This is a genomic window from Aquisalinus luteolus (assembly GCF_009712425.2).
GTDB classification, from domain to species: domain Bacteria; phylum Pseudomonadota; class Alphaproteobacteria; order Caulobacterales; family Parvularculaceae; genus Aquisalinus; species Aquisalinus luteolus.
In genome coordinates this window covers 66,408-92,011 of record NZ_VCJR02000006.1, presented here as the reverse complement: position 1 = coordinate 92,011, position 25,604 = coordinate 66,408, and the positions used below count along the sequence as shown (strand labels likewise).

Genomic DNA, 25,604 nt, shown 5'->3' with positions numbered 1-25,604 from the left:
TAACAGAATAAATGGAATGTTAACCGGGACGGACCGTCAGGCGGCGAGCTTTGCCTGCTCAAGTGCGTCCTGAAGGGAGACCTTTGCCCCCTCGCTGCCCAGCAGTTCGGCGATCGGCAAAAGGAAGGCTGCACGCGTTGCATAATCCTCCAGTTCCGGACCGGAGAGTGATTGCAACCGCCTGATCACCTGGCCGAGATACTGGTCCAAGAAAGTGACCGTCTCGCGATGCAGTGACCGCCAGACCTCGCTCTTGCCATAGAGCGGCGCCATCATGTCGCCGGCCTGCAGGAAATGGGCGGCGTCATGCCCGATGCGGACAAGACGACGAACCTCTTCTGAACCGGTCTGCCAGGACAGGTCGGGCACATCGCCATCGGAATCGTCGGCACGCACCCGCAACACGGCTTCAAGCGAACCGGCGGCGGTTTCGATCAACTGCTCGAACATGTCGGAACCAGCCTCGACCAGGTCGTCTAGCCGGTCTTCAAGCTCCTCGCCGCCAAGGAGCGAGCGTTTGCCGATAATGCCCGACAAGAGTTCGGAGAAGCCGAGGAACGGGTCGAGGGCACTTGCCTCTCCCGCCTCTGAGGTAACGCGTCGCGCGAGCCAGTCGCTTTGCAGGTCGAGTACAGAAAGCAAATGACGCGCGATCAGGGAAACGGGCTTTTGCCGCCCTTCTTCCTGCGCAGCCTCGTTCAGGGCAGCATGCAGCCATAGCGCCTGCCAGGGTTGTTCGAGATTCGACAGGATCGCGAATTGCAGATAGGTCGCGAGCGAAGGCCTGGCGCGATGAACGTCCATGATATGGGCGGCGATATCCCCGGCATTGGCCTTCAGTCGCTGGTCGATCAGGGGACGAACCTTGTTGAACTCCCCCTGGAATGACAGGATGAGCGGCAGCATTTTCTGCAGCTCGGCGAAGTCGCCAAGGCCGGTCTCTCCACCGAGCCGTGAAACGAGCGCGCGGCGCGTTGCCTTGTCCTCGCGGGCGCGAACCCAGAGATTATCGACGATCACGCGGGCTGCTGCATGCATTTCACTGGTGATATGGCGGTAATATTCTTCCGGCTGGTCTGCCCCTTCCAGCTCTGCCCGCATCCAGATATCACGGATGACGGCGCCGGAGCCTTCGTCATTCAGCATACGCCATATACCGGGCAGCGACGTCGAGCACAGATAGCCATCGATGCGGCCGGCATAGCGCGGCGGATCGATGATCAGCGACTCGAACGGCAGGAAGAAGGCATGCATCGCGTTGCGCGGCGGGGTGAAGACAGACAGCTCATCGCTGTCTTCCGCCTCCTCGCTATCGGCATCGAGCATCAGCGGTTCTTCGCTATCGATCTCTTCAGCCATCGCTTCTTGATTGCCAAGCTCGATACCGCGCCCTGCGGCGGCGTCACCGATCAGGCGCAGCAGGATGGTATCGACATCGCCGGAAGCACTCTTTTCGCCCGAAACGCTTTTGCCCAAGGCAGCGTAAAGGCCGCGCAACAGGTCCGCCGGAACGGCCTGGAACAGCGCTAAAAGCTTTTCTTCCTTTGCGGATCCAATCAAGTGTGCCGCCCCTTGTTGCCTGTCGAGACAATCAGCAACTATCAAGGGTAAAGTGTGTCGGGCGGGCGGCGCAATAGCCGAGCCTATAGTTTTAGCTTCGATCTGGGGTCGTCTTCGCGATCGCCATCCCAGTTCTTGGCAAATTCTTCCAAGGCCTCGTCCGGTTTGTCGGGGAGGACGATGCGCAGGCGGGCGATCTGGTCGCCATGGGTGCCGGTCTTTGAATTCTTCAGCCCCTTGCCCCGCAGGCGAAGGGCCGTGCCGGAACTGGCGCTCTTGGGCACGGCAATCGAGACCTCACCATGAACGGTGGGGATGGTGATCTTTCCGCCCAGCACGGCCTCGCTGAGGGTGACCGGCACGTCAAGGGTGACGGTGTCGCCTTCCAGCTTGAAAAACCGGTGCGGCTTGACCGTGACATCGACATAGACATCGCCGGGTTCGCCGCCATTCATCCCCGGCTCGCCCTGGCCACGCAGGCGCAGGGACTGGCCGTCGCGCAGGCCCTCCGGAATATTGATATCGAGCGTGCGCCCGTCGGGCATGGTCACCCGCTTGCGATTGCCGCGTGCCGCCTCGAGGAAATCCACCTCCATGCGATAGCGCACATCGCGGCCCTGTTGCGGAGCCGAGGCCCGCGCACCGCCACCGCCGAACATCTCGGAGAAGATATCGGAGATATCCTCGAAACCGGCACCGCCGGTGGAGCGATAGGTGCGCGACTGGCCGCCACCGGGATGGCCATAAGCGCCGGCGCGGAAACCGCCCGGGCCGCCTGCACCGCCACCATAGCCGCGCCCGGCAAAGGCGCGTTCATTGCCGTCGGCATCGATCTCGCCGCGGTCGTATTTCGCGCGCTTGTCCTTGTCGCCGACGATCTCGAACGCGGCGGAGGCAGCCTTGAACTTGTCCTCGGCAGACTTGTCGCCGGGATTGCGGTCCGGGTGATACTGCTTGGCAAGCGCACGATAGGCCTTGCGGATCGTGTCCTGATCCGCAGATTTGTGTACGCCCAGAACCGTATAGGGGTCTTTAGCCAAGTCGAAGTCCTTCTTAGTACCGGAATAGAGCCGTTCAGGGAGTATACGGCCTGTTTCATGGAATGTTCCATATGTCTGTTTTTCATCCGGTTTTTCAAGGGTGGCGATAAGCGGGCCTAAAGGCTGACGGTGATTGTCGCGGCCCGGCCCCGCCCGAAAATGGCAGAGCGCTGGGCGACGCGAATGGTCACCGTGCCTCCTGAGGGGAAGTCTGCCGCAATCATCGCCGCATCCCATATCACCGCAGGGACGGTCGAGGTGAGCGTGCGCTTCAGGCTTTCACCGTCCAGAATGTCGATATCGTAGAACTCGCTGTCCTCACCAAGGGGGACTTCCTCGACTTCCCAGTTGTCGCCACCGATCCGTGTGCGCCGTATCCAGCTGATCGCGATCCCGCCACTGACCACCTCTGCCTTTAGGAATACCGGAGAGCGTGGCCGCCAGCCGAGACCCTGCGGGGTATCGGTGCGCGTGACGTAGGCGTCGCTGTCGGGCGCATATTGGCGCGGTCCGGCCAGCCGGGTAACAGGAAGGAGCCGCGCTTCGACCGGCAGGGAGAACGCCTCGACGGCGCTGGTCAGCAGGATTGCGCGGGCACCCGCCTCAGCGCCAGCCATGGCTTCCCCCTCCGTACCGGCAAGCCCGCGCAGAAGATCGGTCAGCAACCAGCTGCCATCTGGCTGCAGGCTGGCGGTTGCAAAGCGCAGCACTTCCCACTCGCCGGTCAGGGACTGTACGGCGAGGCCATTCGCCCCGGCGAGCACGTTTTCTTCCGTCGCCGATGAGACCGTGCCGCTCGACAGGCGCATACGGAGGGACGATGCCCTGTCCCAGCGCCCGGTCGGGCCGGCGGGCAGGTCCGCTTCCAACCGGCCCATGCGGGCTGGCGCTTCGAGTATCTCCTCCAGCACCGGGTCGCCGCCCGTCTCGCGATAGACGGCGATGCCACCCGGCCAGGGGCTGGCATAGGCCGCGGCATGGAGCGAGGGCGTGTCGCCCGATCCCAGCAGCGGCAGGTCGACAAGCTCGAACACCGGCGCGCCATAGCTTGCGGGCGGCGCCTCCGTGCGGCGGCGGGAGGCCGCGATGTCGATGCCATAGATGCCGGGCGCCGTCGCGACCGCCTGGACCTGCCGCGCCTGACCGTCGAGGATTTCACCGATGCGCAATGTCACTGCGCCTTCCGGCAGGTCGAACGCGATGACATCGGTCGGCTCCAGTGCCATCATCGATGGCGGCAGGGCAAAGCTGGCGGCGCGAGCCATGACCATGGCGTCGGCAATCAGCGCCCGGGCCCGGCCTTCGGCCTCGCCTGTCTCCATGATCACCGGCGCATCGAGGCTGACCGTCCGCTTGCTGATGGAGTAGGATTGCCGCACGCCAGCGACGGAGAGGGCATAATCCTGCCCGTCATCAAGATAGGCGATTTCAAGCGCCGCTGGCAGGTCACCGGCCTGCGCCATGGTCAGTTCAAAGGGCTCCCCTTCGCCTGCGACAAGGCGGTCGGGCGAGATCGTGAGCGTTGCTTCACCGCCGCGCGGCACGAAGGAGATACCGGTCGCGGTTTCCAGCGCATCGACCTGATAGAGCCCGAGCAGCGGCTCCAGCGCCGCACGCGGGCTCATCGGCCGGTCGATGACATAACCGGTGACGAGGCCCTGCAAGGCGCCGGTCTCGATCTCGGTCAGCCCTGTGCGCCCGGCGATTGCTGCCGTCAGTTGGCCCAGCGGCACGCGCCCTGCCCGCCCGTTCAGCCAGTGACCGAAGGTCCAGTTGTCGCCATCGGACCAAAGCTCCGTACGCGCCGGGAAATCAGGAAAAGGCCGCGCATCCCAGGCGTATAGATAGATGCCCGAAATATCGACCATCGGCCCGCCATAAATGGGCGAGACCGGGTTGTTCTCAACCTCGGACCAGAAAGACAAGTGCGCCTCGATGAAGCGGCGCTGGATGAAATCGTCTCGATTACCGTTGGAGAAATGCGGCAAGGCGCTTTCGGAACTTTTCGGATCGAAGAAAACATTCGGTTGGTTCGCGGCCTTGTCGATCGCGGCGCAGCCAAGCTCGGTAAAGCGGATCGGCTTGGCGCGCGGCACGAAAGGTGTCTCGCTGGCATTGCGCACGCCGCCGGGGCGCTCGTGGTGGACATTGGCCCACCAATTCCACAGGTCCTTCGGGCGGAAGACCCAGTCTTCGCCATGGGCCGTATCGTCTATGGGTGTACGCAGTTGCGCCGCGCGGTCGGCGTCGGTGGCATAGTACCAGTCATAGCCTTCACCGCCCCTGATATTGCCTTGCAGATAGGCAAGCTCATACGGGCTACGCCAGCCGAGCTGCGCGTCAAGATGGCCCTGCCCGTCGCGCCAGTCGGCGAGCGGCAAGTAATTGTCGATGCCGATGAAGTCGATATTCCCGTCCGCCCACAGAGCATCGAGCGGGAACAGCACATCGCCCGACCCGTCAACAGGCTGGTAGCTGGCATATTCGGACCAGTCGGCGGCATAGGAAATCTCTGTAGAGACGCCCAGCACAGTGCGGACCTGCGCCGCCAGCGCGATGAATTTTTCCACTGCCGGATACGCCCCCGCCCCGGCGCGGGTACGCGTCAGCCCGCGCATCTCCGACCCGATCAGGAAGGACGAGACACCGCCCGCCGCCTTCGCCAGATGAGCATAATGCAGGATCATGCGGTTGAGGCCCCACTCAGCCGGGCCGGTATAGGTGACGCTGATACCGGACACGGAGAAATCGTATGGCCCAGCCGTGCCGAACAGGGCGTTGACGGCGGTCCGCGCGGCAGCGGTCTTGTCGAGACTGCCTGGCCGGATGCGCCCGCGCCACGGGAAGGCCGGCTGACCGGATGTACCGCTGTCCGGATCAGGCAGCGCATTGCCCGGCGCGATATCCATCAGGATAAAGGGATAGAACAGCACCTCGAAGCCTTGCGCCTTCAGATGCTGGATCGCCTCGACGACCGAGCGGTCTGACGGCGTGCCGCCATAGGCCGGGCGGCCATCAATGGTCGAGACAACATGGGCGTCCTCTCGGCTCGTGCCGCCCACGGACCATTGGAACGGCGTCGTGTCCTTGTCGGCCAGCTCGACACCGGGCTTCACCTCGCAGAAGCCTGCGCGCAAATCGGTACCGAACCAGGAGACGATCAGCGCCACTTTGGAACAGGCAGGCAGCGTCTCCGTCAGCGCACGGACCGAGGCGACAAGGTCCGTGCCGCCGGCATTGTTGTTGACATTCTCCTGCCGGGTTACGCCCTCGCCATCATCGACGAGTACTGGCGTGGTCGCATAGGCAGACTCGCCTGACCCCGGAATCATGCAGACAGCCCGGGCGGCGTTCTCAAGACTGGCGCCGTCCTCACTCGTCAGTGGGCACTCGACCTCGAAGGAGAATTGCGGGATGCGGTTGCCGAAGGCGGCCAGCGGCAAATCCTCGAACACGACATAGGCAAGGCCGCGATAGGCGGGCGCGAGGCCTGCCCCCTCCACCGCCTCGATGGCGCTGTCGGGCAACTGGTCCTCCGTGCCCGTATAGAGACGGTGAGTGTAGTTCTGAAGGCTGACCGGCTTGCCATCGGCCCAGACCCGCCCGATTCGGCTGATCTCGCCTTCGCACAGGCCGATGGCGAGGGAGACGGAATATAGGTACGTCGTGGTGGTCGTCTCCACCGGGCGGCGGGTGCCGCCGCCCTTCCCGCCTCTTGTCGTCGTGTCGGTGGAAACGGTTTCGAGGAAATCCGACGCCCAGATGATCTCTCCCGACAATCGCGTACGGCCATAGACGGCGGGGATGGGCGTGCCTTCGCTTGCCGTCTGCAGGCGGAAGGCATCGACCTGCGGACCTGTACGCTGGCGCTTGACCGGGCCATAAATGAGATTTTCCGCCTGACCGGTAACGTAAGCCGCTGCGCCCCTGGCGATGCCGGAGGCGAGACCGCGGCCAAGGCTTCTGGCAGCGCCGCCGGCGATGCGCCCGGCAGTGATGACGAGTTGGCTCATGAAATGATCCTCTTACTGAAAGCTGTTATTCGACGCCGGGGAAGGCGTAGAGACCGGCGATGCGTGCCTTCCACCAGCGCGATAGCCAGCTCTCGCATACGGCCCGCCCGGCATAGGCGTGGATGAAGCGATCATCGCCCATCAGCACGCCCATATGCTTGGCTGGGCCGCCCGGCACGACACGGAAGAGAACGACATCGCCGGGAACAAGGGCGCCGTCATTTCGCAACACCATCCAGCGGCTGGCGGCGGCCAACAGGCGCTCATCGCCATGGCGCTCGATCCAGTCCGGCGTATAGGGCGGCGGGGCTTCCGGCTCCTCGCCATAAAGCTCACGCCAGAGGCCGCGCACGAGGCCGAGACAGTCCGTGCCTGCCCCTTTTGAGCTCGCCTGATGGATATAGGGTGTGCGCAGCCAGTCGCGGGCGGCGACGACGATCTCCTCCCGTGAAGGTCCGTTGGGTATGCTCATGAGCGCTTGCCCCCTGTGTTCGGCTCGCCGGAGACCGGATAGCGCGTGACGAAATCATTGCCCGGAATATGCGGCATGCCCCTGAAATTGAGCCCATTGGAGAATTTCGTGCGGCAGGTGGCAAAGCGCCTGTCGCATCCGGCGGTGACGGTGAGTGTATCGCCCTCGGCGACCGGGCGGCGCGGCAGCTGCCACAGGATCAGCCTGTGGGTTGTGCCCGCGACATGGCGGCGGACAGGCACGCGCAGGCCCTCATTCTGCCCGCTCGTGAAGGTGACAAGCCCATGGGTGAACCAGCCATCGGCGAAGGCGTTGAGGCCGGTGACGGCGATCTCGCCCCTTCCGTGGTCATGGCCCGGCACAGCGCTGACCGTGGCGCTGCCCCTGTAAGCGGGAGCGTCAATATCGACGCCGCAGCGCGCATCGCCAAGCACGGCGTCACAGCCATGCTGATAGACGCGGCCCGTCTCCTCGTCGAGGCGCGCGCCGAGGCCACGCAATTCTGCGGTGTAGGACTGACCGCCCCGGCGGACCTCACCCAGCGTGCCGGTCTTCAGCAGCACGCGTTGGTCCGTGTCCTGCCAGTTGACACGCCATACTTCCAGCATCGCGCCATCATAGCGCCCGGCATCGAGATCAGCCGCCGTCAAGGCGACGGCGTTGAAGGCCCCCTCGATATCGGCATTGTCGACCGATAGCCCGGCGGAGCTTTCCAGCGCGGAGAGCGTGCCGCCGGTCATTGCGGCGAAAGTTGTGCCGTCGAAGACCAGCGCCCGGTCATGATCGGTGAAGCCGAACACGGTGCCGTCGCTGCGCGTCAGCCGCCAGCAGGTGGCAAGCGTGGTCGTGCCTGAGTCGAGATGGGTCTGGAGGGCGGGCGGAATGATACGCATCAGGACAACACCTCGATGACCGGAATGTTGGGAATGTCGCCAGCCTTTAGCGCGGCAAGGCTGATCGACAGCGTGTCGCTGTCAAAGCGCACCGGGACGTCGAACTCGAACCCGGCGGTGATCGCCGCGCCATCCGCCGGGGCCGTGTCGAAAGTGATGAGACCGGTCGTTTCGTCGATGCCGTAGTTACCCGGATCAACAGTTACACCATTGACGGCAACCACGACCGTCCCATCGACCGGCTTGGTGATCTTACGGGTATGGCCATGCCCGCCACTGACATATGTCTTGGCGAGTTGAAACTGCGTTGCCTCACCATCCCCGGTGCCGATGGGCTGGTCGTCCGGTTGAGGCGCATCGGCTATGCTGCAGGATTTCCAGTCGAAGGGATCGCGCCAGCGAAAGGCATGAAGCCGCCCGTGGCGGGCCTCGAAAAAGGCGATGACCTGTTCGATTTCTGCCAGCGACTTGATGCCATAGCCGGCATTGAACCGCCGCCGCGACCCGGCCCAGGGGGAGTTCCTCTCCTCGTGTCCGGAGGAAAGGGTGACGATGTCGGTGCGCCGTTCCGGCCCGCCATCGGAGGACAGGGAAATATCGACGGGAAAGCGGATGTCGTGAAAAGCCATTCTGGTTGCTCCTTATACGATCCTTGTACTGGCTGCCTTGACAGCGGGGATAAATTCACTGGCGCGAGATCGCAGTCGCGCTTAAGGTGAGACAAACAGCTCGGGGGAGTGACGATGAGCAGGCAGGATCCATATGACGCGACGCAGCCGGCCGGGCTGGAGCCGAAGGGCTATTCCCTGATCGGCGATACCGGGCTGTGGTTCATCGTGCTCGGCAATCTCTTCATCATTGGTCTTGCCAAGATGCAGAACTGGCCGCTGGGCGAGGTGCTATGGGTCTACTGGCTGCAGAGCGTCATCATCGGCGCCCTGCACTTCTTCCGCCTGCTGGCGCTGAAGGATTTCTCGACCGAGAATTTCACCATGAACGGGCGCAGCGTCCAGCCGACGACTGGCACGAAGATCCGTGTCGCGATCTTCTTCGCATTGCACTATGGGTTCTTCCACGTAGTCTATGGTTTCTTCCTGCTGGTGCAGTATCACGAGGATCTCGGCAATGCGGGGATGGGGCTTGCCGTCCTCGTTTTCCTCGTCTCGCATATCGCCTCGCTGATCCGTGGTGGCCGCCCGGAAAAGGTAAAGCTTAATATTGGCTCGATGATGTTCATACCCTATCTGCGTGTCGTGCCGATGCACCTGATCATCATGCTGGGCGGCGTCTATGCCGGGCTCGACATCATGCTGTTCATGGCGATGAAGACCATTGCGGATGGCGGCATGAATGTGGTCGAACAGAGGATCTATGGTGCCGGGACAAAAGCCGCCAAGGCAGAGACGGGGCGGGTCTAGCCATTCCTGTTCGCGCGGGCGAGTGCCCGCTGGAGAGCGGCGGCGATTTGCGGGGCAGATCGGCGATAGCTTTCCGCATCACCTGTCTGGGGCATGTTCAGATTGACGGTCACGTTTCCTGCACCACCGCCAAGCGGCGCGATGCGGCCCGATTGTGGCGGGACAAACATCTCCGGCCCGCTCTCCCCGACCAGGAAGGCATTGCCCGGCGCAACGAAGCCGCCACCTGCCCTGCCGCCGCCAAAGCCTGAAAAGATCTGGCCGAGCGCCGCTTCCAGCGGCTGGCGGATGACCGTGTCGGCGGCGAGCCCGGCGAGGTCTGCCAACACTTCCTGCACCATCGACCTGAACGACAGCGTGCCGGAGCGGGCCGCCTTTTCCAGTTCGTCGGCGATGGAGCGCGACGCGCTGGCAAAACTCTCCTCCATTACCGCGGCAAGCGGCACGATGTCTTCGCGCACGGTGCGTTCCATATCGTCGGCCATGGCGCGCATGGTCTCGCTGGCGTCGTCTGTATCAATGCTCACTCTCATGATCGATCCTTGTCCGGATAAAGTTTTCTCAACTGGTCGAAGCTCTCGCGGGTCAGCGCCGCGCCGCCTGCCTCCCCGCCCGAGACCAGCCGCCATTCGGCGAGGCTCATGGCCCAGAACTGGTCAGGCGGCAGGCGCATCAGGCCGAGCCCGGCCCGGCACCAGCTGCGCCAGTGTTCTGGGATAGAGGCTTTCCCGGCCTCTCTCCATCGTCAGCACCGAGCGCGAGAGCAAAGGCCCGCGCGACAGCAGCCATAGCAGCTTTCAGGTCGAAACTTTTCGATTTCAATGTGTCGACGGCCACGTCATGTCCGCCACCGCCGAGCAGGGCCGAGAGAATGACCAGCAGGTCACGGGCGGACGGGTTGGCAAGCCGCGCCGTCAGCCCGGCAAGGTCGTCCGTACCGAGCGCGGTTTCGATCTGCGCCAGGGCGCCGAGGGTCAGGCGCAGAGTGTGGGTCTCGCCGTCGATTTCCAGCGCTACGTCGCCGCGAAACCTGTTCATCCCATTGGCCATCATTCTGCCTCCGTGAAGGTGAGCGTGCCAGCCGACTCCAGTGCCAGCGAGACAGTCATCTCGCGGGCATGGTCGCCTGCATAGTCGAGATTTGATATCAGGAACGCGCCCTCGATGACCCCGAAATCCGGCAGCACGACCTGCCAGTTGCGCAACGTGCCGGCGAAGAAAACGCCGCGTATCTCCGCCGCCGCTGCATCGTCGAGGAAGACGCCAGCCCCGGATATGCTCGCCTGCTTCACTCCTGCCCCGGCCAGCAATTCGCGCCAGCCATCGGACGAGGCATTGGTGACGTCGATGGCGCGGGCGTTGAGCGACAGCGTTTTCGTGCGCAGCCCGGCTACGGTCACAAAGCTCTCGCTCGCCTCGCCATCGCCGATCTTCAACAGAATGTCTTTTCCCTTCTGGGCGGTCATGTCTTTCTCCTAAAGTGGATGGGTTACGGCACGAAAGCGCATCACGCCCTGCCATGTTTCATTGTCCGCCAGCCGCCACGTGTCGCCAAAGACATAGCGTATACTGATGAGATGGAAGCCGGTGACGCTCAGGGCTGAGTCATGCAGGGCGGCATGGACGGCGGCGATGACTTGCTTCACCTCGCTGCGCCCGCCATACCGCGACCAGGCGGTGAGGCGGAGGTCATGCTCCTGCCCGCCATCGACGCCGGGCCAATCGCGGGTGCGGGCCGCGCCTATGGTGAGATACGGAAAAATCGTGTCCTCCGGCACACCGTCATGCACCCGCGCAGGATCGCCGAGCAGCGCCTTGACGCCATCATCGGCAGTGAGCTGCGCATAGACCGCCTGCTGCAGCGGCCAGCTTGCCTCGGTCAGGGTCTCGCTCATCGGCACACCTCCTCACAATCGAGCTGCAGCCATTCGCGCCCCTCACCAGTTCTCTGGATCGAGGTGATGCGAAATGTCCGGCCGTCATGCGAAAGCCGAGTGTCATGGCCGATATCGGCGCGATGACGCAGGGTGACGCGCAAGCGCAGGAGGCCGATATCGCGCTCGCCTGTCGTGTCGCGGCGGGAGGACAGGCTCTCTGTTTGGGCAGGCAGGGTGTCGCCTTCTTCCCATGTGACTGCTGCCCCGCCGCCGCCATCGGGCGTGCGCTGGCGGGTCAGCAGGGTGACTTGTTCTGTCAGCGTACCGATCACAGCCGCACCTCCCGCAAGGGCGCGAGCAGCGCCCCGGCCGAGTTCGGCATGGTCGTCACCCGCCGTTCCGACGCCGGGGTGCGGTGTTCGTGATAATGGGCGGCGAGCAGGCGCACGGCCTGTTTCAGCGTGCCCGGCACGGCATCAGCATCGCCGAAGCCGGCGGTAAAGTCGATGCGGATGCCGCCGGCGGCTATCCCCGGGGTTGGCGGCGGGGCTTTCAGCAACACACGCGCCGGATAGCCGGGGATGAGGGCATAGTCGCCCTGGTCCAGTTCGGTCCAAACGCCGTCTATGCCTTGGACACTGATGGCGGTTATCGCCTGTACCGGCGGACGCAGCAGCGCGATCGGCTCCTCCGGCCAGCTATCGAGCGTAAGCCGCCAGCCCTGTGTTATCAGGGCGAGGCCCGTCACCGCCTCGACCTGGCCGCGCGCGGCTTCGGCGAGATCGGCGATCAGGTTATCGTCCGTGTCATGAGCGACGCGCAGGAAGAACTTTATTTCGGCCAGCGTCAGGGGTTCGCCCGCGGGGGCGGTGATCAGGGTCAGGGACATGAGATCCTCAGGGAAGTGTTTGAATGAGCCCCCGCGGGCAGCCAAGCAGCCCGCGGGGCAGTCGGGAGGGAAACCTTACGACGTGCCGAATTTCAGCAGCTTGATCGCATCGAAATGCTGCACCCCACCGCCGACGCGTTTGGTCGTGTAGAACAGCACATAGGGCTTGGCCGAGAACGGATCACGCAGCACGCGAATGCCGACACGGTCGACGATCAGATAGCCGCGGGCGAAGTCGCCGAAGGCAATCGAGAAGGAATCGCTGTCGATGTCTTCCATCTCCTCGGCCTCGGTCACCGGATAGCCCATCAGCGTCGCCGGGGCACCGGCCTGGACCGATGGCTGCCACAGGTAATTGCCATCGCCATCCTTGAACTTGCGCAACTGTCCGACGACAGAGCGGTTCATGACGAAGCGGCCATTGGCGCGGAAAGCCTGTTTGGGTGCATAGATCAGGTCGATCAGCGCATCCATCGGGTTGGTGCCAAACGCGCCATCGGCGCCGGTGGCGATATAGCCGATCTTGTTCCACGCCCAGCTGCCCTCGGCGACCTTGTCATAGTCGAGGAAGCCGCGCGGCTTGTTGGTGCCATTGCCTGACACGAAAGCCGCCCCTTCCTGGGCGGCGAATTCGGTCTGCACCTCGTCAGCGATCCAGCGTTCCAGGTCGACGATGGAGTCGTCCAGCAGCGCCTGCGTTGTTGCCGGCATGGCGTAGAGTTCCATGGTGGGGAAGTCGACAGCGGCAAGCGTCGATGTGGTCGTCTGTGTACGGTCCCCGGCCTCGCCGACCCAGCCCGCCGCCATGCCGGTGGTCGAGACCGGTTTGCGATAGGAACTGGCACCGATCTGGCGCACGGTCGCGATCTGTCGGATGGGGGAGATGTCCTTGACCGCCGCATTGATCAGCCGCTCTGTCTCGTCGGGTGCAAGATAACCGCCATCCGGGTCGGAGCCGATGGAGAGCGCTTTTTCCTCCAGCATACGCGAGGCATCGCCGGTGCGCACATAGCGCTCGAAGGCATGCTTGCGCTCGTCAGGGCGAGCAAACTCTGCACCACCGCGTGAGGACCGCTGGCGATCGAGCAACAGCCGGTCGATGGCCGATTTCTGCTCGTCGAGCGCGGCATTGATGCGGCTGACTTTCTCGGTCAACACGACATCTTCGCGGGACTTGCCCTCCAGTTCGGCAAGGCGCTGGTCATTTGCACTCTTGAATTCCTCGAAGGCGTTGAGGAAGTCGTGCATGGCGGCCCGCACTTCCGGCGAATCGCCGCCTGCTTTCGTTTCCAGTTGTTTCGTTTCCAGTGTCATATCTCATCTTCTCCTGTTATAACGTGAACTGACGTGTTGCTTCGCGGATAGTGTCCGCTGTATCTGCGTCCGCCGGGATCAGCCGGGTGATCCGTGCGCCCGGCGCCATGGGGAAAGTGACGACCGAGACCTCCCACAGGTCGAGGCGGGTCAGCTCCCGCCCGCCGGCAATCTTGCGGGCCGCCCTGGTGCGGAAGCCGATGGACAGGCCATCAAGCGCCCCGCCGGCGACGAGCGTCGCCACCTCCCGGGCGCGCGGACTGTCCAGAATGATCTCGCCACGGACATAAAGCCCCCTTGCCGTTTCCTTCATCTCCAGCCAGCGACCGATGGGTTGGTCCGCCGCGTGCTGGTAAAGCATCTTCACCGCTGGCAGCCGCCCGGGGATAAGTTTTTCGGCAAAGGCGCCTCTTTTCACGATATCGCCATTGAGGTCGCGCTCGCCGAAGATCGAGGCATAGCCCTCGATCACGGCCACGGGTCCGCCTTCGCGGGAAAGCCCCGCGCTATCATTCATCAGTCTCATGATTTTATTCGCCTATTCGTAGGGCTATTCGTCTTCGGTGATCTGCTGCAGGCGCGTGTCGATCCGGTCGAGGGTGGAGCGCATGTAATACATCTGCTCTTCCAGCCGCGCGGTGCGCTCTATGACCTGCGCCGTTGAGTCGGCGCGGCGCTCCAGCTGGTTCAGCCGCTCGCTGGCGGCGCCAGCCCATATCAGCGCCACCGCCGCCTGGATCAGCATGCCGGTGCCAAGAGCGAGGGAAAATCTCAGCTCCGTTGCGGGCAGTTTCATCTCACTCATCGTCGTTCTCCATTACAGGGTCAGCCGGGAAGCCGAGTGCAACACGCTTCTCCCTGTCGGTCAGGAAATCGGCCCGCATGATGCGGTCGAGCCGGGCGGAGCGCTCGCCCGACAGCGCCTCGATGCCACTGGTGTCAGGCGTGATCGCCTCACCGTCCCCGCACAGCCAGCCCGACAGCGCGCTCGCGGCGCGGCTTGCCAGCGGCAGCACCGTCTGACGCCAGAAGGCAAGATTGGCCTCGCGATAATTCGCATAGGTATTATCGCCCGGAATGCCGAGCAGTTGCGGCGGTACACCGAAGGCGAGCGCCACGTCGCGTGCGGCGGAGTGCTTGGCCTCGATAAAGTCCAGCTCTGCCGGGGAGTGCGACATGGGCTTCCAGTCGAGCCCGCCATCGAGTACCATGGGCCGACCGGCATTGGCTTGGCCCTGATAGGTTTCCTGAAGTTCCGATTTCAGGCGCTCGAACTGGTCGGCAGTCAGGTTCGCGGCATCCTCCGGACCTTTATAGATGAGGGCGCCCGACGGCCGGGCCGCGTTATCGAGCAGCGCCTTGTTCCACGAACATGCGGCGTTGTGGATGTCGACGGCATTGCCTGCCGCCTCCAGTGGTGCGAGCCCGTAATGGTCATTGAGCGGATGAAACAGCTTCAGGTGCAGGACCGGCATGAAGCCGTCCTCCTCACGGCGGAAACTTGTCCGACGCCCGCCGGCCTCATAATCATAGCCGCCGGGCCAGCCATCACGGCTGGCGTGGACCTTCATCCGGTCCGGGCGCAGCGCGTAGAGCTCCCGCACCTCACCGTCGAGCCTGACTGCCTCGACATAGGCATTGCCCGCTGTCTGGAGATAGCCATAGACCTCTTCCATCAGCGCCGTGCCGGACTGGTCCGGGTTCGGCGATTTGAGCAGGCGCAGGTGATCATGATCGGCCATCGTCTCGCCCCGGCAGGTGACCGCGAAAGGGATGGAGGCCGCCGCCTCCGCCACCAGCCGGATGCAGCGATAGGCGATGACGTTGCGCATGAAGCCATTGCGGGCGAGCGCTGCATAATCGCGCGGTGTCCACACCGGCCCGGCGGCCGTCTGCAGCGCGATGACTTGGCGCGTCGCGCTGTGCTTGGCCTCTACAGGCGCAGGCATTTTCTGATCGAAAGCAGCGCGTAGGCTGGAAAGAATGGTCGGCATCGGGACTGTCTCCTAGATCGTTCTTATCGTCGGGTCGGGTGCCCTGGCACCCAGCATCAAATCGGTCAGTGCCCAGACGAGGGCATCGAGGCGGTCGGGGCTTGCCCCTTCGCCGGTCCATGAGACGAGCTGGTCTTCCAGCTTTGCCAGGGACCCGACATGGCGCACCAGCCCGCGCTCATAGAGGGCGGCGACCGGCTCTGCCCGCACCCGCTTGCCCCGGCTGGCGCGCACGGCGCGCACCGGCACGGTTGGGTCGACCTGGCGCAGGATCGCCGCGACCATGTCTCCGCCCTGATTGACCTCCGCGACGATGCGGTCGGCCTTGTGACGGTGACAGGCGGCAACTGCCCTTCGACCCCAGTCTAGGGGCGATAATCCTCGCGAGGATAAGTCTTCCATCACGTAGGCGATGCCGCCGCAGCGTCCGGCGACGATGATGCCGCATTCATCCGCCTCCGCGCCCGCTGTCGCCGGCGGGTCGATGGCGATGACCAGCCGGTCCATCTCCGGCGCATGGTCGACATGGCAGGCCTCGATCATCGACCAGCGCCACAGGGCACCGGCGGTGTCCTCGACCAGCTCGCCATAGAGCTCCTGCCGCCCAAGCGGCGTGTCCTGATAGACGGCGGTGATTTCACTGAGGAACGTCTCGGCGAGGTTCGCCTTGTTCTCCCAAGTGGACGCGCGGGTCAGATTCGTGCCCTTGGCAGCCCATCAATCGCTTGATCAGCACCGTCGGACGCGGTGTCGTCGTCACCACCTGGCGCGGTCGGTCGCCGAGGCGCAGCCCGAGCTGGAGGTTGCTCCACGCCGTGTCGGCATATCGCCATTTGCATAATTCGTCAGACCACGCTGCATCGAACTGATAGCCACGCAGGCCTTCAGGGTCTTCGGCAGAAAAGCACTGGGCGGTCGCACCATTTGGCCAGACAAGGCGGCGGCGCGAGGCTTCATAGCTTGGCCGCCATTTTGCCCGCGGTATCGCCATCAGCCCGGACTCGCCGTCGATCATCACTTCGCGCACATCCTGATAAGTCTCGCCGACCAGTGCGATGCGTGAGGCGGCACCGGTTTCCGCGAGCCCTCTCACCCATTCCGCGCCGGTGCGCGTCTTGCCCGCACCGCGCCCGCCCAGCACCAGCCAGGTAAACCAGTCTTCGTGCTGGGGCGCCAGTTGGTCGGGCCGCGCCCAGAACGGCCACTCATGCGTCAGGTGAACGACGAGGTCCGGCGGCAGCAGGGTCAGCCACTTTTTCTTCCAGGTTTTTCGCAATGCGATCGAGACGGCGTTCAAGCTCGGCACGCATGCGCTCGACCTCGGCGGGGCTGTATTCGCTGTCGCCGTCCTGTCCTGACTTGTCATATTTTCTCTTCATCTCTTCGATCCTTTCGCTCTCGCGCAGCAGGGTCGACAAGGTGCGCGCGGTGCGGTCTATCGGTTCTTCGCTATCCGGCTGGTGACAGAACTGTGCCACCAGTTCGTCCAGCCGCTTTTCGAGCAGACCCAGTCGGGACAGGACAGGGTGATCGGTGCGGATATCCTCCGGCATTATTTCTCCGTATGGTGATGGCTTATCCGCCGCGGGTTACCGCCTGCCCCGTCCCGGTGCTGGCTGTTTCGACAAGCGCGAGAATAGGCGCGCCGGAGAGGGCGGGGATAAGTTTTGGAGGATCGGAAAATAATTAGTCAGCCAAGGCCTGTAAGGCGGAATCCGCCTTACAGGCTTGCCGAGCAATTGTTTTGCCGGGCAGGATCAGTCAAGGGCGGCTTTGCCGCCGCGAAGCGGTTTCACCCTTGACAGATCCTGTCCGGTGAAACCACCAACTGTCAGAGTAACAGCTTAAACCCCTCATGGGTCGCTTCGAACCCCAGCCGCCCATAGAAGCGGTGCGCGTCGGGGCGGCGCTTGTCAGAGGTCAGCTGAACGAGGCCACAGCCTGCTGCCTTGCATTCCCCTATCGCCCAGTCGACGAGGGCCGAGCCCAGCCCCTGCCCGCGGCAATCGGGCTTGACGTGAATGTTTTCCAGAAGGCCACGGGTCAGCCCGCCCTTTGTCAGGCCGGGGATTATCGTGATCTGCAGTGTACCGATGACCTCGCCTTCCCGTTCCATCACGATCAGGCGGTTGTTCGGATCGGCTGCGATGCGCTCGAAGGCGGTGGCGTAGGCCGGGTCGCTGGCATCGGACTTGGCCAGCGCCACGCCCGCCGGGCGACCGGCATCGCTTAAGGACAGGATCGCGGCGATGTCGTCAGAGGCAGCATCACGGAAAGTCAGATCGCTCATTTCAGGTCTTTGCCACTCAACCGTCTCGTCACAACATGATCCTCCAGATCGCGCATATCCACATCCTGTTCGCGGGCAAGTGGCAGGCGCACCGCCTTGCCCGCCCGGGCGACGCTGTCGCGCTCACCAGAAACGAGCGGATGCCAGTGGGCGAGGCCGCGCCCCTCTGCCAGCCGCCGATATGCGCAGGATTTCGGCATCCAGCGCAGTTCCTCGATATTGTCAGCAGACAGCTGGACGCAGCCGGGGACATGTTTCTGGCGATTGGCATAGTCCGAGCACGCGCGGCAGCCCTGGTCGAACAGCTTGCAGGCGACATCCGTCTCCCAGACATCGCCAGTGTCCTCGTCCTCCAGCAGCATCAGACAGCATTTGCCGCAGCCATCGCACAGGGCTTCCCACTCCTCGGCGGTCATCTCGCCCAGGGATTTGGTCTCCCAATATCGGTCGGTCAGGGTGATACGCATCGCCTCCGCTGCGACAAACACGCCCGCAGCATCATTGCCATAATTTTACCCGCTTTTTCGCAGAAAGCGGCCCGTTTCATGATAGACCATGCCGCAGAGCGGGAAAAGTCAGGGCGTTCCGGGTGAGCAAGAAGAAGAGCACCAACAAAAACAGCAAGCTGCTGCATCAGGCGGGCAATGTCGCGCTCGATTTGTGGGCGGGCCTGCGCACGCTCGGCTGGGTCTTCGGCCAGGCCGTGAAGCCTGCCGCCGCGCCCATCGGCCGCCGCCTTAAACAGCGCAAGACGTGGGAAAGCGCCGCGCTGCACGCCTCCTCGCTGGCCTTTGCCGCCATGCTGGTTGCGGGCTTCGGCCTGTTTCACCTGACCCGCGCCTATACCCCGCCGGAAGATGTCGATCTGTGGGCGATCAACCGCCCGGCCAGCATCACCTTCCTCGACAGCGATGGCGACGTGATCGGCACGCGCGGCAGCTATTACGGCGATCCGATCCCGGTCGAGGAATTGCCGCCCTATGTCATCTCGGCGTTCCTGTCGACCGAGGACCGGCGCTTCTATGACCATTTCGGGTTCGACCCGAAGGGCTTTGCCCGCGCCATCGTCACCAACATCCGTCGCGGCAGGCTGGCCGAGGGCGCCTCGACCATCACCCAGCAGCTCGCCCGGAACCTGTTCCTGACCAATGAGAAGACGCTGGACCGAAAGCTGCAGGAGCTGAACCTCGCTTTCTGGCTGGAAGCGCATCTGACCAAGGACGAGATCCTGTCGCTGTATCTCAACCGCACATATCTCGGCGCCGGCACGTTCGGCATAGAGGCAGCATCCCAGCTCTATTTCTCCAAGTCGGCCCGTGAGTTGACCCTGTCCGAAGCCGCGCTGCTGGCCGGCCTGCCCAAGGCGCCCTCTGCGCTCGCTCCCACCACCAATTTCGGCGGTGCGACCACCCGCTCGGCAGAGGTGATCGACAATCTCGTCGAGACGAAAAAGATCACGCCGGAAGAGGCCGAGATCGCCAAGGCATCCCCGCCGGAGCTGATCGTCATCGATAACAACCCGGATGTCGGCTATTTCTTTGACTATGTCATGGCGCAGTCGGAGGAGTTGCTCGGTGGCACGGTCGAGACCGACATCGTGGTGACGACGACCATCGATCTCGACATGCAGCGCCAGGGCCAGCGCGTGATCAGCACCGCCATGACTGACGAGATCAAGGCACTGGGCGCCGAACAGGCCGCCCTCATCGCCTATGACACGGACGGCGCGATCCGCACCATGGTCGGCGGCTTGTCCTATGAGGAGAGCCAGTTCAACCGGGCGACGCAGGCGCTGCGCCAGCCGGGCTCGACCTTCAAACCGTTCGTGTACCTCGCCGCGCTTCAATCCGGCATGAGCCCGCGCACCGTCTTCATCGACGAGCCGGTGACCGTCGATGGCTGGTCACCGCAGAACTATTCCGGCGACTATGGCGGGCCGATGCCAATGACGACAGCGCTGGCCCGCTCCATCAACACTGTCGCGGTGCAGGCAAGCGAGGCGATCGGGCGCGAGCGTGTGGTCGAGACGGCGCAGGCTATGGGCATCCACCATACGCTGAAGCCGCTGCCCTCCATCGCGCTGGGTGCCGCGAACGTCACCCTCGATGAACTGACCGCCGCCTATATTCCCTTCGCCCGCGGCGGTGTGACGGCGAGCCCCTATGCGATTACCCGGATCGAGAACCGGCGCGGGGAAGTGCTGTATGAACGCCAACCCACGCAGGAACGCCAGGTCTTCGACCCGGAGCGGGCCGAGCAGATGAACTACCTGCTGCACCAGGTGGTGGTGAATGGCACGGGGTCGCGCGCCAATCTCGGTGCCCGACAGTCTGCCGGCAAAACCGGCACCACCAATGACTGGCGCGATGCCTGGTTCGTCGGCTATACGGGCCAGCTCGTTACCGGCGTGTGGGTCGGCAATGACGACAATAATCCGATGCAGAAGGTCACCGGCGGCGGCGTGCCCGCCTCGATCTGGAAGAACTTCATGCTCGCCGCTCATGAAGGCAAGCCACGCCTCGCCCTGCCCGGCGCGGACCGCCTGAAATATGACAGCAACGACCTGCGCCTCGCCCAGTTCTATGGCAACCTTCAGGCCGACATGGCAGCGCTCGCCTATGGCAGCCAGCAAAATTATGCAGAGAATCGCTATCCTGAGGACAGCGGCTCACGGCAGGTTGTCGGGCGGGCCTATAACGATCCTGAACCGGCGCGCACGCGCGAGGATGACCGCGAACAGGAACAGCCACGCAAGCGACGCGGCTGGTGGATTTTCGGCCGCAACTAGGCCGGTCTTATCCTATGTTAAGGCTGAATAAACCCGCAATTTTACGGTAATGTTAGCGCTTTCTTTAAGGGTCCAGGGATAGTGTGCATCCAGAGAGAAAACGCCCATGCCCGCACAGAAGACACCGCTGGAACAGCTGATCGACTTCCCCAGGGACGGGGAAAGCGCGGAGCGTCGTGAGCTGATGCGCCTGTGCACGGACCGATTGCTGGCCGCACCGGACCGCTATGGCATCCGCGAGATGGAGTTCTTCGACCTTCTCTATTCCAATACAGCGCGGCAGATGGACACCCACACCCGCAAGCTGATGATCGCAACGCTGGCCAAGGCCGGCCTGCCCAGAGAAAAAATCCATGCGCTGATCATCGCGCCACCATCCATGCTCGGCCAGATCCTGCGCCGGTCAGCAACACAGACGCTGCCCGATCTCGTCGACATGATCCGCGACAAGACCCGCTCGCATTTCGGGCCGGATGCGCTGGCCCCGGCGGGCAAGATCCATATACCTGAACACCGCTTTACCCTGCCATCTGCCCTGCTGAACGAAATGTTCTGCTTCATTCGCCTGTCGATTACCCGCGAGGCTGTCGCCAGGGGACAGGGCAAGCTGGCGCCACTGATCGCCCATTCGGTCAAGCTCAATGGCCAGCGCCTGATCGAGGAAAGCTCGGTCGAGGCACGCGATGCAATCCTCGAAGCGCGCACAGCCGTGCAGAAGCGGATCCGCGAGCGCAAGATGAACGAGGCGTTCCTTGAAGAACTGCTGGCGACCGGCCACAGGCTGCAATTCACTCTCAGCCTGACCCACATGCTCGATGTCGATACGACGACGATCCTGCGCATCCTCAACGATGCGACATGGGAATCACTGGCGATCGCCTGCCGTGCCTCCCGTATCTCCCGCAGTGCCTTTTCGGTGATCATAAATTCCATGCACAAGCGCGAAGACGACAAGCAGAGCGCGTTACGCATCATGGGGCTCTATGAAAAGATCCCGCGCGAATCGGCCGATCGGGTCATGCGTTTCTGGCAGGTGCGGGTCTCTGCGCTAAAGGAAATGTCGTATGATGACGACTTCGTTCTGAGCGGTCCGCCTGCGAACAATAATGACCCCGCACCGGGACCGAAACCGGCGACGAATGCGGCCGGAAAATCCTTCGGCCGTCGCTGAACCGCTCAAGCGCTGTCACCGTCCAGCAGCTTCTCCTGCAGGAAAGGCCGCCCCTCCCGGTCCTCGACCTCGACGATCCACAGATCCGGATCGAAGCTGACTTCCCGCTCAAGCAATTTGTCGGCTTCCTGCTCGCTTGCCCCGCCCCTGGTCAGGTCGCGCCAAGCTTTCTCGCCATCGAGGTCACGCGTTTCCATCCACACGCGCATCGGCTCACCGCGCTGATAGACCCTCACGGCAACCATGCCTGCATCCTCGTCACCCTTGCGCAAGATGGTCGCAAAGGCACCACCCTGCTGGCAGCGGCGGCGCCAGGCATCGACGAATATGGCGGTCTTTATACGGATCATGGAAAAGGTATAGGCAGCCGGGTGCGATGGCGCAATGGCTTATGCTACGCCGCGTTCGCGGGTGGCGGTCTCGCTGGCGATAGCAAGGCCGAGACGGTCGAGCACAGAGCTGGCGTCGGCGTCTTCATCGTCAGCAGACTGTTCGCCGGCTGCGACGAGTGGCAGGCACAATACCGCGCGCGTACCCTCGCCCTCGCGGCTGGCAAGGCGCAACTCACCCTCATGAAGGCGGGCCAGCGCATCGCACAGGGCAAGACCAAGGCCCGTGCCCTTGGCACCGCGCACGCCATCGCGCTGGGCCTTGGTGAAACGCTTGCCGATATTGGCGAGCTGATCGGCATTCATGCCGATGCCGGTATCGATAACGGAGATCCACATGCTCTCGCCATCATGGCGCAGGCGCACCTCGATGCCGCCCTCGCGCGTAAACTTCACTGCGTTGGAAATGAGGTTCAGCACGATCTGGCGAAGCACTTTCTGGTCGACCAGCACGTCATCCGGCAGGGCGTCGAGATCGGCGGTCATGGTCAGGCCCGCTTCCTCTGCGCCGAGACGGGTCATCTCCACGCAATCATTGACGAGGCCTGCAATATCCGTCGGCTGCGGCTCCAGCTGATAGCGTTCCGCTTCCAGCTTCGACAGGTCGAGCAGGTCGGACACGAGCGAGAGAAGATGCTGGCCGCTCTTGTGAATGAGGCCTGCATATTCCTCGTATTTCTGGTGACCCAGCGGCCCGAACGTTTCGTGCTTCATCATCTCGGCAAAACCGATGACGGCGTTCAGGGGTGTGCGGATTTCATGGCTGAGATCGGCGAGATAGGTGGTGTGGGCCGTCGCCTGTTCCTCTGCTTCTTCGCGGGCCGCGGCATGGGCCTGCACATTGGCATGGCGTTCGCCGATGTCGCGGATGATGGAGCGTACACGGCCCTTGCCATCGGCGGAGACTGCCATCTCGGCCCAGCCGATGGAGCCATCGGCTTTCAGGATACGGAATTCGGCCCGCGCCTTGCCGCCACGATAACACGCACTGGCGAGTGCGTTGAAGGCCGCGCCGCGGTCACCCGGGGCGATAATGGCGCTGAGTGGCTTGCCTGCCAGGGCCTCGGGATCATGCCCCGTGACCAACCGCGCCGATTCGGAAATCCGGCTGAAGCGCCCGTCCGCGTGATGCAGCGCGATCATGTCGTCGCTATCGCCAGTCCACAGACTGTCGGCATGGGAAGACCCGGTCAGGAATGTGCGCAACGCATTGATCATCGGGTTAACCATTGAACCCCGAATCTTAACGCTTCCTAAAGATAGCCCCCATTTGCCAGAATCCGCTCCAATATTGGTATCCAGCGAATTTTACGGGTTCGGATAAGCAATTTTCAGCAGGTCAAATGTTAAATTTTTGGACAGATGGCATTTCGGCGATTCTTTTTGGCTGAAATATGTTACCCATAGTCCCGTGGGATGAAACGGGAAGTGTTGTAGAGTTTAAGGAGCAGGTTCATGGTATCCCGGGCAGGATTTCTGAAGTCAGTATTTGCAGTTACGACCCCCAAAAAACCATCCCCCCAGAAGCAGTTTATCATGACCATGATGGCGACGATGGCCTGTTCCGTCGGAGCAGCCTATGCCCAGCCGGTCTCGGCGGCGACACTTGCCACCCCCCTTGAAAAAAGCGCGATCAAATATGTCGAGTTTCGCGGCGACCTCGGGCTGATCGCGGGATCATCGATCGACAGCCAGTCCGCCATGCGCGACGTGCATATGCGCCTCGCCTCCCACGACCCGACGGCCCTGTCTTCAGGCTGGGTCGCCTATGCCGCCCTTGTCGCGGCTGACACGCCTGAATTCGCGCAGGCCATCCAGGCGAGCATCGCCACGCCGGAAACCAAGAAGGTCTTTCTCACCCGCCTGCGCATGGAGCCACGCTCGATCCGCGAGCTGCCCGGTGCTGACAAGGCGATCGAGGCCGTGATGATGATGGCGGCCCGTGATGCAACGAAGATCAATTCCCTCGGTGAAAGCTTCATCGACCGCGCCTATTCCATGCAGAATGTCGGCTGGGCCAAGAAGAAGCTCAGCGAAGGCATGAGCCGTGTCTATGAGGCCCGTGACTATGCCGCCACGCGCGAACGCGCCGGCACGCCGGTGCTGCCGGCCTATGTTTCTGCCGGTGTGCAGCTTCCCGCCCTCGACCAGACCGACCCGGAATGGCAGGCGACGTGGTCGGATGAAGATGCAGTACCGCAGATCAATCCGCGCGCCACACCGATCATCGACCGTGTGCTGGTTCTCGCTGCCCGGTATTCCGTCGGCGAAGTAACCGACCCGGTCGTCGATGGCTATGCCAAGTCCGACCAGTCACGCCGCTGCCTGAACATGGCGATGCTGAACTTCGACCAGTGCATTGCGGCCACCCGCACCGCTTATGAAGAAGCCTTCTGCATTGGCGAGCATGGCCTGAACGACGTATCCGGCTGTCTTGGCTGGGTTGCCGGCGCAGGCGAAGCGGAAGAATAGGACGTCGGACGGGGTTGCGCCGTCTGCCCGATCCGCTATCAAGGCCGCCGCAATGGCGGCCTTTTGCTTTCGTAGCCACTATATTGAGATCAATGAACGATTTTCAGACCATAGCCGACGACATCGCCTTTCTCGACGATTGGGACGAGCGCTACAAATACATCATCGATCTCGGCCGCACACTCGAACCGCTGAGCGAGAACGAACACAGCGACGCCAACAAGGTGCGCGGCTGTGCAAGCCAGGTCTGGCTGGTGTTTGACGAGACGGCATCGGACAGGATCGCTTTTCGTGGCGACAGTGACGCCCACATCGTGAAAGGGCTTATCGCCCTGCTCCATGGGCTGTATAATGGCAAGAGCGCGGGCGACGTGCTGGCAATCGATGCGTCGGCAGCGCTTGCGAAAATCGACCTGCAGGATCACATAACGCCGCAACGCTCCAACGGGCTGACGGCGATGATCGCACGGATCAGGGCCGTGGCAGAACGGCAAAACGGATAAGTTTGGATTTAAAGGGGGATAGCAGCATGCCTTTGCGACCCGCTCAGGTGGAAGACCAGCCCGCGATCATTACCCTTCTGGCCCAGTCCTTCGAGACGACGGCGGAGGCCTCCCTCGTCGAGGCGATCAATCGTGGCGGATATGATCCGGTCTCCATCGTCCATGAGAGCGATGGCGAGGTCGATGGCTATTGCCTTATGTCGCAGATGCGCTCCCCTGCCGATTGCCTTGGTCTCGGCCCGATTGCGGTTGCCGCCCAACACCGAAAGGCCGGCCTTGGCGCCAAGATGGTGCGCGAGGCAATCAACCGCGCCGTTTCCAATGGCTGGCGCGCGATCTTCGTACTCGGCGATCCGGCCTATTATGGCCGTTTCGGCTTTTCCGTCGACAAGGCCGCCCGGTTCGAGACGCAGTACCCGAAAGAGTACTTCCAGATCCTCGAACTGGAAGACGGTGCGGCGGATAAACTGGCATCGAAAGTGCTCTATGCAGAGGCGTTTGACGCCCTGACCTGACACGGC

At 63.1% G+C, this 25,604-nt stretch carries 30 protein-coding genes; 6 read left to right on the top strand and 24 right to left on the bottom strand.

All coding sequences use genetic code 11. From position 1 onward, the window contains the following. Positions 1-36: 36 nt before the first annotated feature. The 6 genes from FF098_RS16940 to FF098_RS16915 all read right to left on the bottom strand — a co-directional run bounded on the left by FF098_RS16940 (position 37) and on the right by FF098_RS16915 (position 8,607). Complete coding sequence (locus FF098_RS16940; protein ID WP_155142801.1) at positions 37-1,560, bottom strand: hypothetical protein; 1,524 nt, start codon at positions 1,558-1,560, stop codon at positions 37-39. A gap of 83 nt (positions 1,561-1,643) precedes the next feature. Beyond that, on the bottom strand, positions 1,644-2,600 hold the full coding sequence (locus tag FF098_RS16935) for a DnaJ C-terminal domain-containing protein (protein WP_155142800.1): 957 nt from the start codon (positions 2,598-2,600) through the stop codon (positions 1,644-1,646). 116 nt (positions 2,601-2,716) lie between these two features. Further along, the gene (locus tag FF098_RS16930) at positions 2,717-6,613 is read right to left on the bottom strand and encodes a baseplate multidomain protein megatron (RefSeq protein WP_155142797.1); all 3,897 of its coding nucleotides are present in this window, start codon (positions 6,611-6,613) and stop codon (positions 2,717-2,719) included. 25 nt (positions 6,614-6,638) lie between these two features. Continuing rightward, positions 6,639-7,085: an NlpC/P60 family protein gene (locus FF098_RS16925; protein WP_155142795.1), complete on the bottom strand. Its 447-nt coding sequence runs from the start codon at positions 7,083-7,085 to the stop codon at positions 6,639-6,641. Beyond that, positions 7,082-7,978, bottom strand: a complete 897-nt coding sequence (locus FF098_RS16920; RefSeq protein WP_155142793.1) for a DUF2163 domain-containing protein — start codon at positions 7,976-7,978, stop codon at positions 7,082-7,084. The genes FF098_RS16925 and FF098_RS16920 overlap by 4 nt, the downstream gene beginning before the upstream one ends. Further along, a complete protein-coding gene (locus FF098_RS16915; protein ID WP_155142791.1) occupies positions 7,978-8,607 on the bottom strand; it encodes a DUF2460 domain-containing protein in 630 nt (209 codons plus the stop codon). Before FF098_RS16915 ends, FF098_RS16920 begins: the two co-directional genes overlap by 1 nt. 114 nt (positions 8,608-8,721) lie before the next feature. Here FF098_RS16915 and FF098_RS16910 point away from each other — a divergent pair, with 114 nt between their 5' ends. Then, positions 8,722-9,396 carry a DUF6498-containing protein gene (locus FF098_RS16910; RefSeq protein ID WP_155142789.1) on the top strand — a complete coding sequence of 225 codons (675 nt, stop codon included), beginning with the start codon at positions 8,722-8,724 and terminating at the stop codon, positions 9,394-9,396. On the opposite strand, the gene FF098_RS16905 is transcribed toward FF098_RS16910, so the two are convergent. The 16 genes from FF098_RS16905 to FF098_RS16840 form a co-directional block, all read right to left on the bottom strand. Continuing rightward, complete coding sequence (locus FF098_RS16905; protein ID WP_166426609.1) at positions 9,393-9,923, bottom strand: phage tail tape measure C-terminal domain-containing protein; 531 nt, start codon at positions 9,921-9,923, stop codon at positions 9,393-9,395. The genes FF098_RS16910 and FF098_RS16905 overlap by 4 nt on opposite strands. Before the next feature lie 2 nt (positions 9,924-9,925). Next, positions 9,926-10,069, bottom strand: coding sequence for a phage tail assembly chaperone (locus tag FF098_RS16900; RefSeq protein WP_155142785.1), 144 nt, complete (start codon positions 10,067-10,069; stop codon positions 9,926-9,928). Further along, on the bottom strand, positions 10,069-10,449 hold the full coding sequence (locus FF098_RS16895; protein WP_205967556.1) for a gene transfer agent family protein: 381 nt from the start codon (positions 10,447-10,449) through the stop codon (positions 10,069-10,071). Before FF098_RS16895 ends, FF098_RS16900 begins: the two co-directional genes overlap by 1 nt. Continuing rightward, positions 10,446-10,862: a phage major tail protein, TP901-1 family gene (locus FF098_RS16890; protein WP_155142783.1), complete on the bottom strand. Its 417-nt coding sequence runs from the start codon at positions 10,860-10,862 to the stop codon at positions 10,446-10,448. The genes FF098_RS16895 and FF098_RS16890 overlap by 4 nt, the downstream gene beginning before the upstream one ends. Before the next feature lie 9 nt (positions 10,863-10,871). After that, entirely contained in the window at positions 10,872-11,291 is a 420-nt protein-coding gene (locus FF098_RS16885) for a DUF3168 domain-containing protein (RefSeq protein WP_155142781.1), read from the bottom strand. Next, on the bottom strand, positions 11,288-11,605 hold the full coding sequence (locus FF098_RS16880) for a head-tail adaptor protein (protein ID WP_155142780.1): 318 nt from the start codon (positions 11,603-11,605) through the stop codon (positions 11,288-11,290). The genes FF098_RS16885 and FF098_RS16880 overlap by 4 nt, the downstream gene beginning before the upstream one ends. Then, complete coding sequence (locus FF098_RS16875) at positions 11,602-12,162, bottom strand: head-tail connector protein (protein WP_155142778.1); 561 nt, start codon at positions 12,160-12,162, stop codon at positions 11,602-11,604. Before FF098_RS16875 ends, FF098_RS16880 begins: the two co-directional genes overlap by 4 nt. A 75-nt stretch (positions 12,163-12,237) precedes the next feature. Then, positions 12,238-13,476 carry a phage major capsid protein gene (locus FF098_RS16870; protein WP_155142776.1) on the bottom strand — a complete coding sequence of 413 codons (1,239 nt, stop codon included), beginning with the start codon at positions 13,474-13,476 and terminating at the stop codon, positions 12,238-12,240. 16 nt (positions 13,477-13,492) lie between these two features. Further along, complete coding sequence (locus FF098_RS16865; RefSeq protein ID WP_229714602.1) at positions 13,493-14,002, bottom strand: HK97 family phage prohead protease; 510 nt, start codon at positions 14,000-14,002, stop codon at positions 13,493-13,495. A 24-nt stretch (positions 14,003-14,026) separates the two neighbouring features. Continuing rightward, entirely contained in the window at positions 14,027-14,281 is a 255-nt protein-coding gene (locus FF098_RS16860) for a hypothetical protein (RefSeq protein ID WP_155142774.1), read from the bottom strand. Further along, a complete protein-coding gene (locus tag FF098_RS16855; protein ID WP_155142772.1) occupies positions 14,274-15,470 on the bottom strand; it encodes a phage portal protein in 1,197 nt (398 codons plus the stop codon). Before FF098_RS16855 ends, FF098_RS16860 begins: the two co-directional genes overlap by 8 nt. 12 nt (positions 15,471-15,482) lie before the next feature. Continuing rightward, positions 15,483-16,013, bottom strand: a complete 531-nt coding sequence (locus FF098_RS17625; protein WP_205967555.1) for a DNA-packaging protein — start codon at positions 16,011-16,013, stop codon at positions 15,483-15,485. Between the two features lie 94 nt (positions 16,014-16,107). After that, on the bottom strand, positions 16,108-16,776 hold the full coding sequence (locus tag FF098_RS17620; protein ID WP_205967554.1) for a terminase large subunit domain-containing protein: 669 nt from the start codon (positions 16,774-16,776) through the stop codon (positions 16,108-16,110). Next, positions 16,676-17,023, bottom strand: coding sequence for a hypothetical protein (locus tag FF098_RS17615; RefSeq protein ID WP_205967553.1), 348 nt, complete (start codon positions 17,021-17,023; stop codon positions 16,676-16,678). The genes FF098_RS17620 and FF098_RS17615 overlap by 101 nt, the downstream gene beginning before the upstream one ends. 278 nt (positions 17,024-17,301) lie before the next feature. Then, positions 17,302-17,760: a GNAT family N-acetyltransferase gene (locus tag FF098_RS16845; RefSeq protein ID WP_155142770.1), complete on the bottom strand. Its 459-nt coding sequence runs from the start codon at positions 17,758-17,760 to the stop codon at positions 17,302-17,304. Beyond that, positions 17,757-18,227, bottom strand: a complete 471-nt coding sequence (locus FF098_RS16840; protein ID WP_155142767.1) for a YcgN family cysteine cluster protein — start codon at positions 18,225-18,227, stop codon at positions 17,757-17,759. Before FF098_RS16840 ends, FF098_RS16845 begins: the two co-directional genes overlap by 4 nt. A gap of 122 nt (positions 18,228-18,349) precedes the next feature. Here FF098_RS16840 and FF098_RS16835 point away from each other — a divergent pair, with 122 nt between their 5' ends. After that, entirely contained in the window at positions 18,350-20,548 is a 2,199-nt protein-coding gene (locus FF098_RS16835) for a transglycosylase domain-containing protein (protein ID WP_155142765.1), read from the top strand. A 106-nt stretch (positions 20,549-20,654) separates the two neighbouring features. Beyond that, on the top strand, positions 20,655-21,719 hold the full coding sequence (locus tag FF098_RS16830; protein WP_155142763.1) for a DUF2336 domain-containing protein: 1,065 nt from the start codon (positions 20,655-20,657) through the stop codon (positions 21,717-21,719). 5 nt (positions 21,720-21,724) lie between these two features. Here the strand turns inward: FF098_RS16830 and FF098_RS16825 are convergent, their stop codons facing one another. Together FF098_RS16825 and FF098_RS16820 are read right to left on the bottom strand one after the other, a co-directional pair. After that, on the bottom strand, positions 21,725-22,069 hold the full coding sequence (locus FF098_RS16825; protein WP_155142762.1) for a DUF1491 family protein: 345 nt from the start codon (positions 22,067-22,069) through the stop codon (positions 21,725-21,727). A 39-nt stretch (positions 22,070-22,108) separates the two neighbouring features. Beyond that, positions 22,109-23,338 (bottom strand): PAS domain-containing sensor histidine kinase, encoded by a 1,230-nt coding sequence (locus FF098_RS16820; RefSeq protein ID WP_155142760.1) that lies wholly within the window; start codon positions 23,336-23,338, stop codon positions 22,109-22,111. Between the two features lie 306 nt (positions 23,339-23,644). On the opposite strand from FF098_RS16820, the gene FF098_RS16815 reads away from it, so the two are divergent. From FF098_RS16815 to FF098_RS16805, 3 genes are all read left to right on the top strand, one after another. Further along, entirely contained in the window at positions 23,645-24,580 is a 936-nt protein-coding gene (locus FF098_RS16815; protein ID WP_155142758.1) for a hypothetical protein, read from the top strand. A gap of 92 nt (positions 24,581-24,672) precedes the next feature. Further along, positions 24,673-25,083 carry a SufE family protein gene (locus FF098_RS16810; protein ID WP_155142756.1) on the top strand — a complete coding sequence of 137 codons (411 nt, stop codon included), beginning with the start codon at positions 24,673-24,675 and terminating at the stop codon, positions 25,081-25,083. Between the two features lie 26 nt (positions 25,084-25,109). Beyond that, positions 25,110-25,598 carry a GNAT family N-acetyltransferase gene (locus FF098_RS16805; protein ID WP_155142754.1) on the top strand — a complete coding sequence of 163 codons (489 nt, stop codon included), beginning with the start codon at positions 25,110-25,112 and terminating at the stop codon, positions 25,596-25,598. The last annotated feature ends 6 nt before the right edge of the window (positions 25,599-25,604 follow it).

Coding starts and splice junctions, on each gene's coding strand:
- FF098_RS16930 (WP_155142797.1), bottom strand. CDS start 6,613: ATGAGCCAACTCGTCATCACTGCCGGGCGCATCGCCGGCGGCGCTGCC.
- FF098_RS16925 (WP_155142795.1), bottom strand. CDS start 7,085: ATGAGCATACCCAACGGACCTTCACGGGAGGAGATCGTCGTCGCCGCC.
- FF098_RS16920 (WP_155142793.1), bottom strand. CDS start 7,978: ATGCGTATCATTCCGCCCGCCCTCCAGACCCATCTCGACTCAGGCACG.
- FF098_RS16915 (WP_155142791.1), bottom strand. CDS start 8,607: ATGGCTTTTCACGACATCCGCTTTCCCGTCGATATTTCCCTGTCCTCC.
- FF098_RS16910 (WP_155142789.1), top strand. CDS start 8,722: ATGAGCAGGCAGGATCCATATGACGCGACGCAGCCGGCCGGGCTGGAG.
- FF098_RS16900 (WP_155142785.1), bottom strand. CDS start 10,069: ATGCGCCTGCCGCCTGACCAGTTCTGGGCCATGAGCCTCGCCGAATGG.
- FF098_RS16895 (WP_205967556.1), bottom strand. CDS start 10,449: ATGATGGCCAATGGGATGAACAGGTTTCGCGGCGACGTAGCGCTGGAA.
- FF098_RS16890 (WP_155142783.1), bottom strand. CDS start 10,862: ATGACCGCCCAGAAGGGAAAAGACATTCTGTTGAAGATCGGCGATGGC.
- FF098_RS16885 (WP_155142781.1), bottom strand. CDS start 11,291: ATGAGCGAGACCCTGACCGAGGCAAGCTGGCCGCTGCAGCAGGCGGTC.
- FF098_RS16875 (WP_155142778.1), bottom strand. CDS start 12,162: ATGTCCCTGACCCTGATCACCGCCCCCGCGGGCGAACCCCTGACGCTG.
- FF098_RS16870 (WP_155142776.1), bottom strand. CDS start 13,476: ATGACACTGGAAACGAAACAACTGGAAACGAAAGCAGGCGGCGATTCG.
- FF098_RS16865 (WP_229714602.1), bottom strand. CDS start 14,002: ATGAGACTGATGAATGATAGCGCGGGGCTTTCCCGCGAAGGCGGACCC.
- FF098_RS16860 (WP_155142774.1), bottom strand. CDS start 14,281: ATGAGTGAGATGAAACTGCCCGCAACGGAGCTGAGATTTTCCCTCGCT.
- FF098_RS16855 (WP_155142772.1), bottom strand. CDS start 15,470: ATGCCGACCATTCTTTCCAGCCTACGCGCTGCTTTCGATCAGAAAATG.
- FF098_RS17625 (WP_205967555.1), bottom strand. CDS start 16,013: ATGATCGAGGCCTGCCATGTCGACCATGCGCCGGAGATGGACCGGCTG.
- FF098_RS17615 (WP_205967553.1), bottom strand. CDS start 17,023: ATGCCGGAGGATATCCGCACCGATCACCCTGTCCTGTCCCGACTGGGT.
- FF098_RS16845 (WP_155142770.1), bottom strand. CDS start 17,760: ATGAGCGATCTGACTTTCCGTGATGCTGCCTCTGACGACATCGCCGCG.
- FF098_RS16840 (WP_155142767.1), bottom strand. CDS start 18,227: ATGCGTATCACCCTGACCGACCGATATTGGGAGACCAAATCCCTGGGC.
- FF098_RS16830 (WP_155142763.1), top strand. CDS start 20,655: ATGCCCGCACAGAAGACACCGCTGGAACAGCTGATCGACTTCCCCAGG.
- FF098_RS16825 (WP_155142762.1), bottom strand. CDS start 22,069: ATGATCCGTATAAAGACCGCCATATTCGTCGATGCCTGGCGCCGCCGC.
- FF098_RS16820 (WP_155142760.1), bottom strand. CDS start 23,338: ATGGTTAACCCGATGATCAATGCGTTGCGCACATTCCTGACCGGGTCT.
- FF098_RS16815 (WP_155142758.1), top strand. CDS start 23,645: ATGACCATGATGGCGACGATGGCCTGTTCCGTCGGAGCAGCCTATGCC.
- FF098_RS16810 (WP_155142756.1), top strand. CDS start 24,673: ATGAACGATTTTCAGACCATAGCCGACGACATCGCCTTTCTCGACGAT.
- FF098_RS16805 (WP_155142754.1), top strand. CDS start 25,110: ATGCCTTTGCGACCCGCTCAGGTGGAAGACCAGCCCGCGATCATTACC.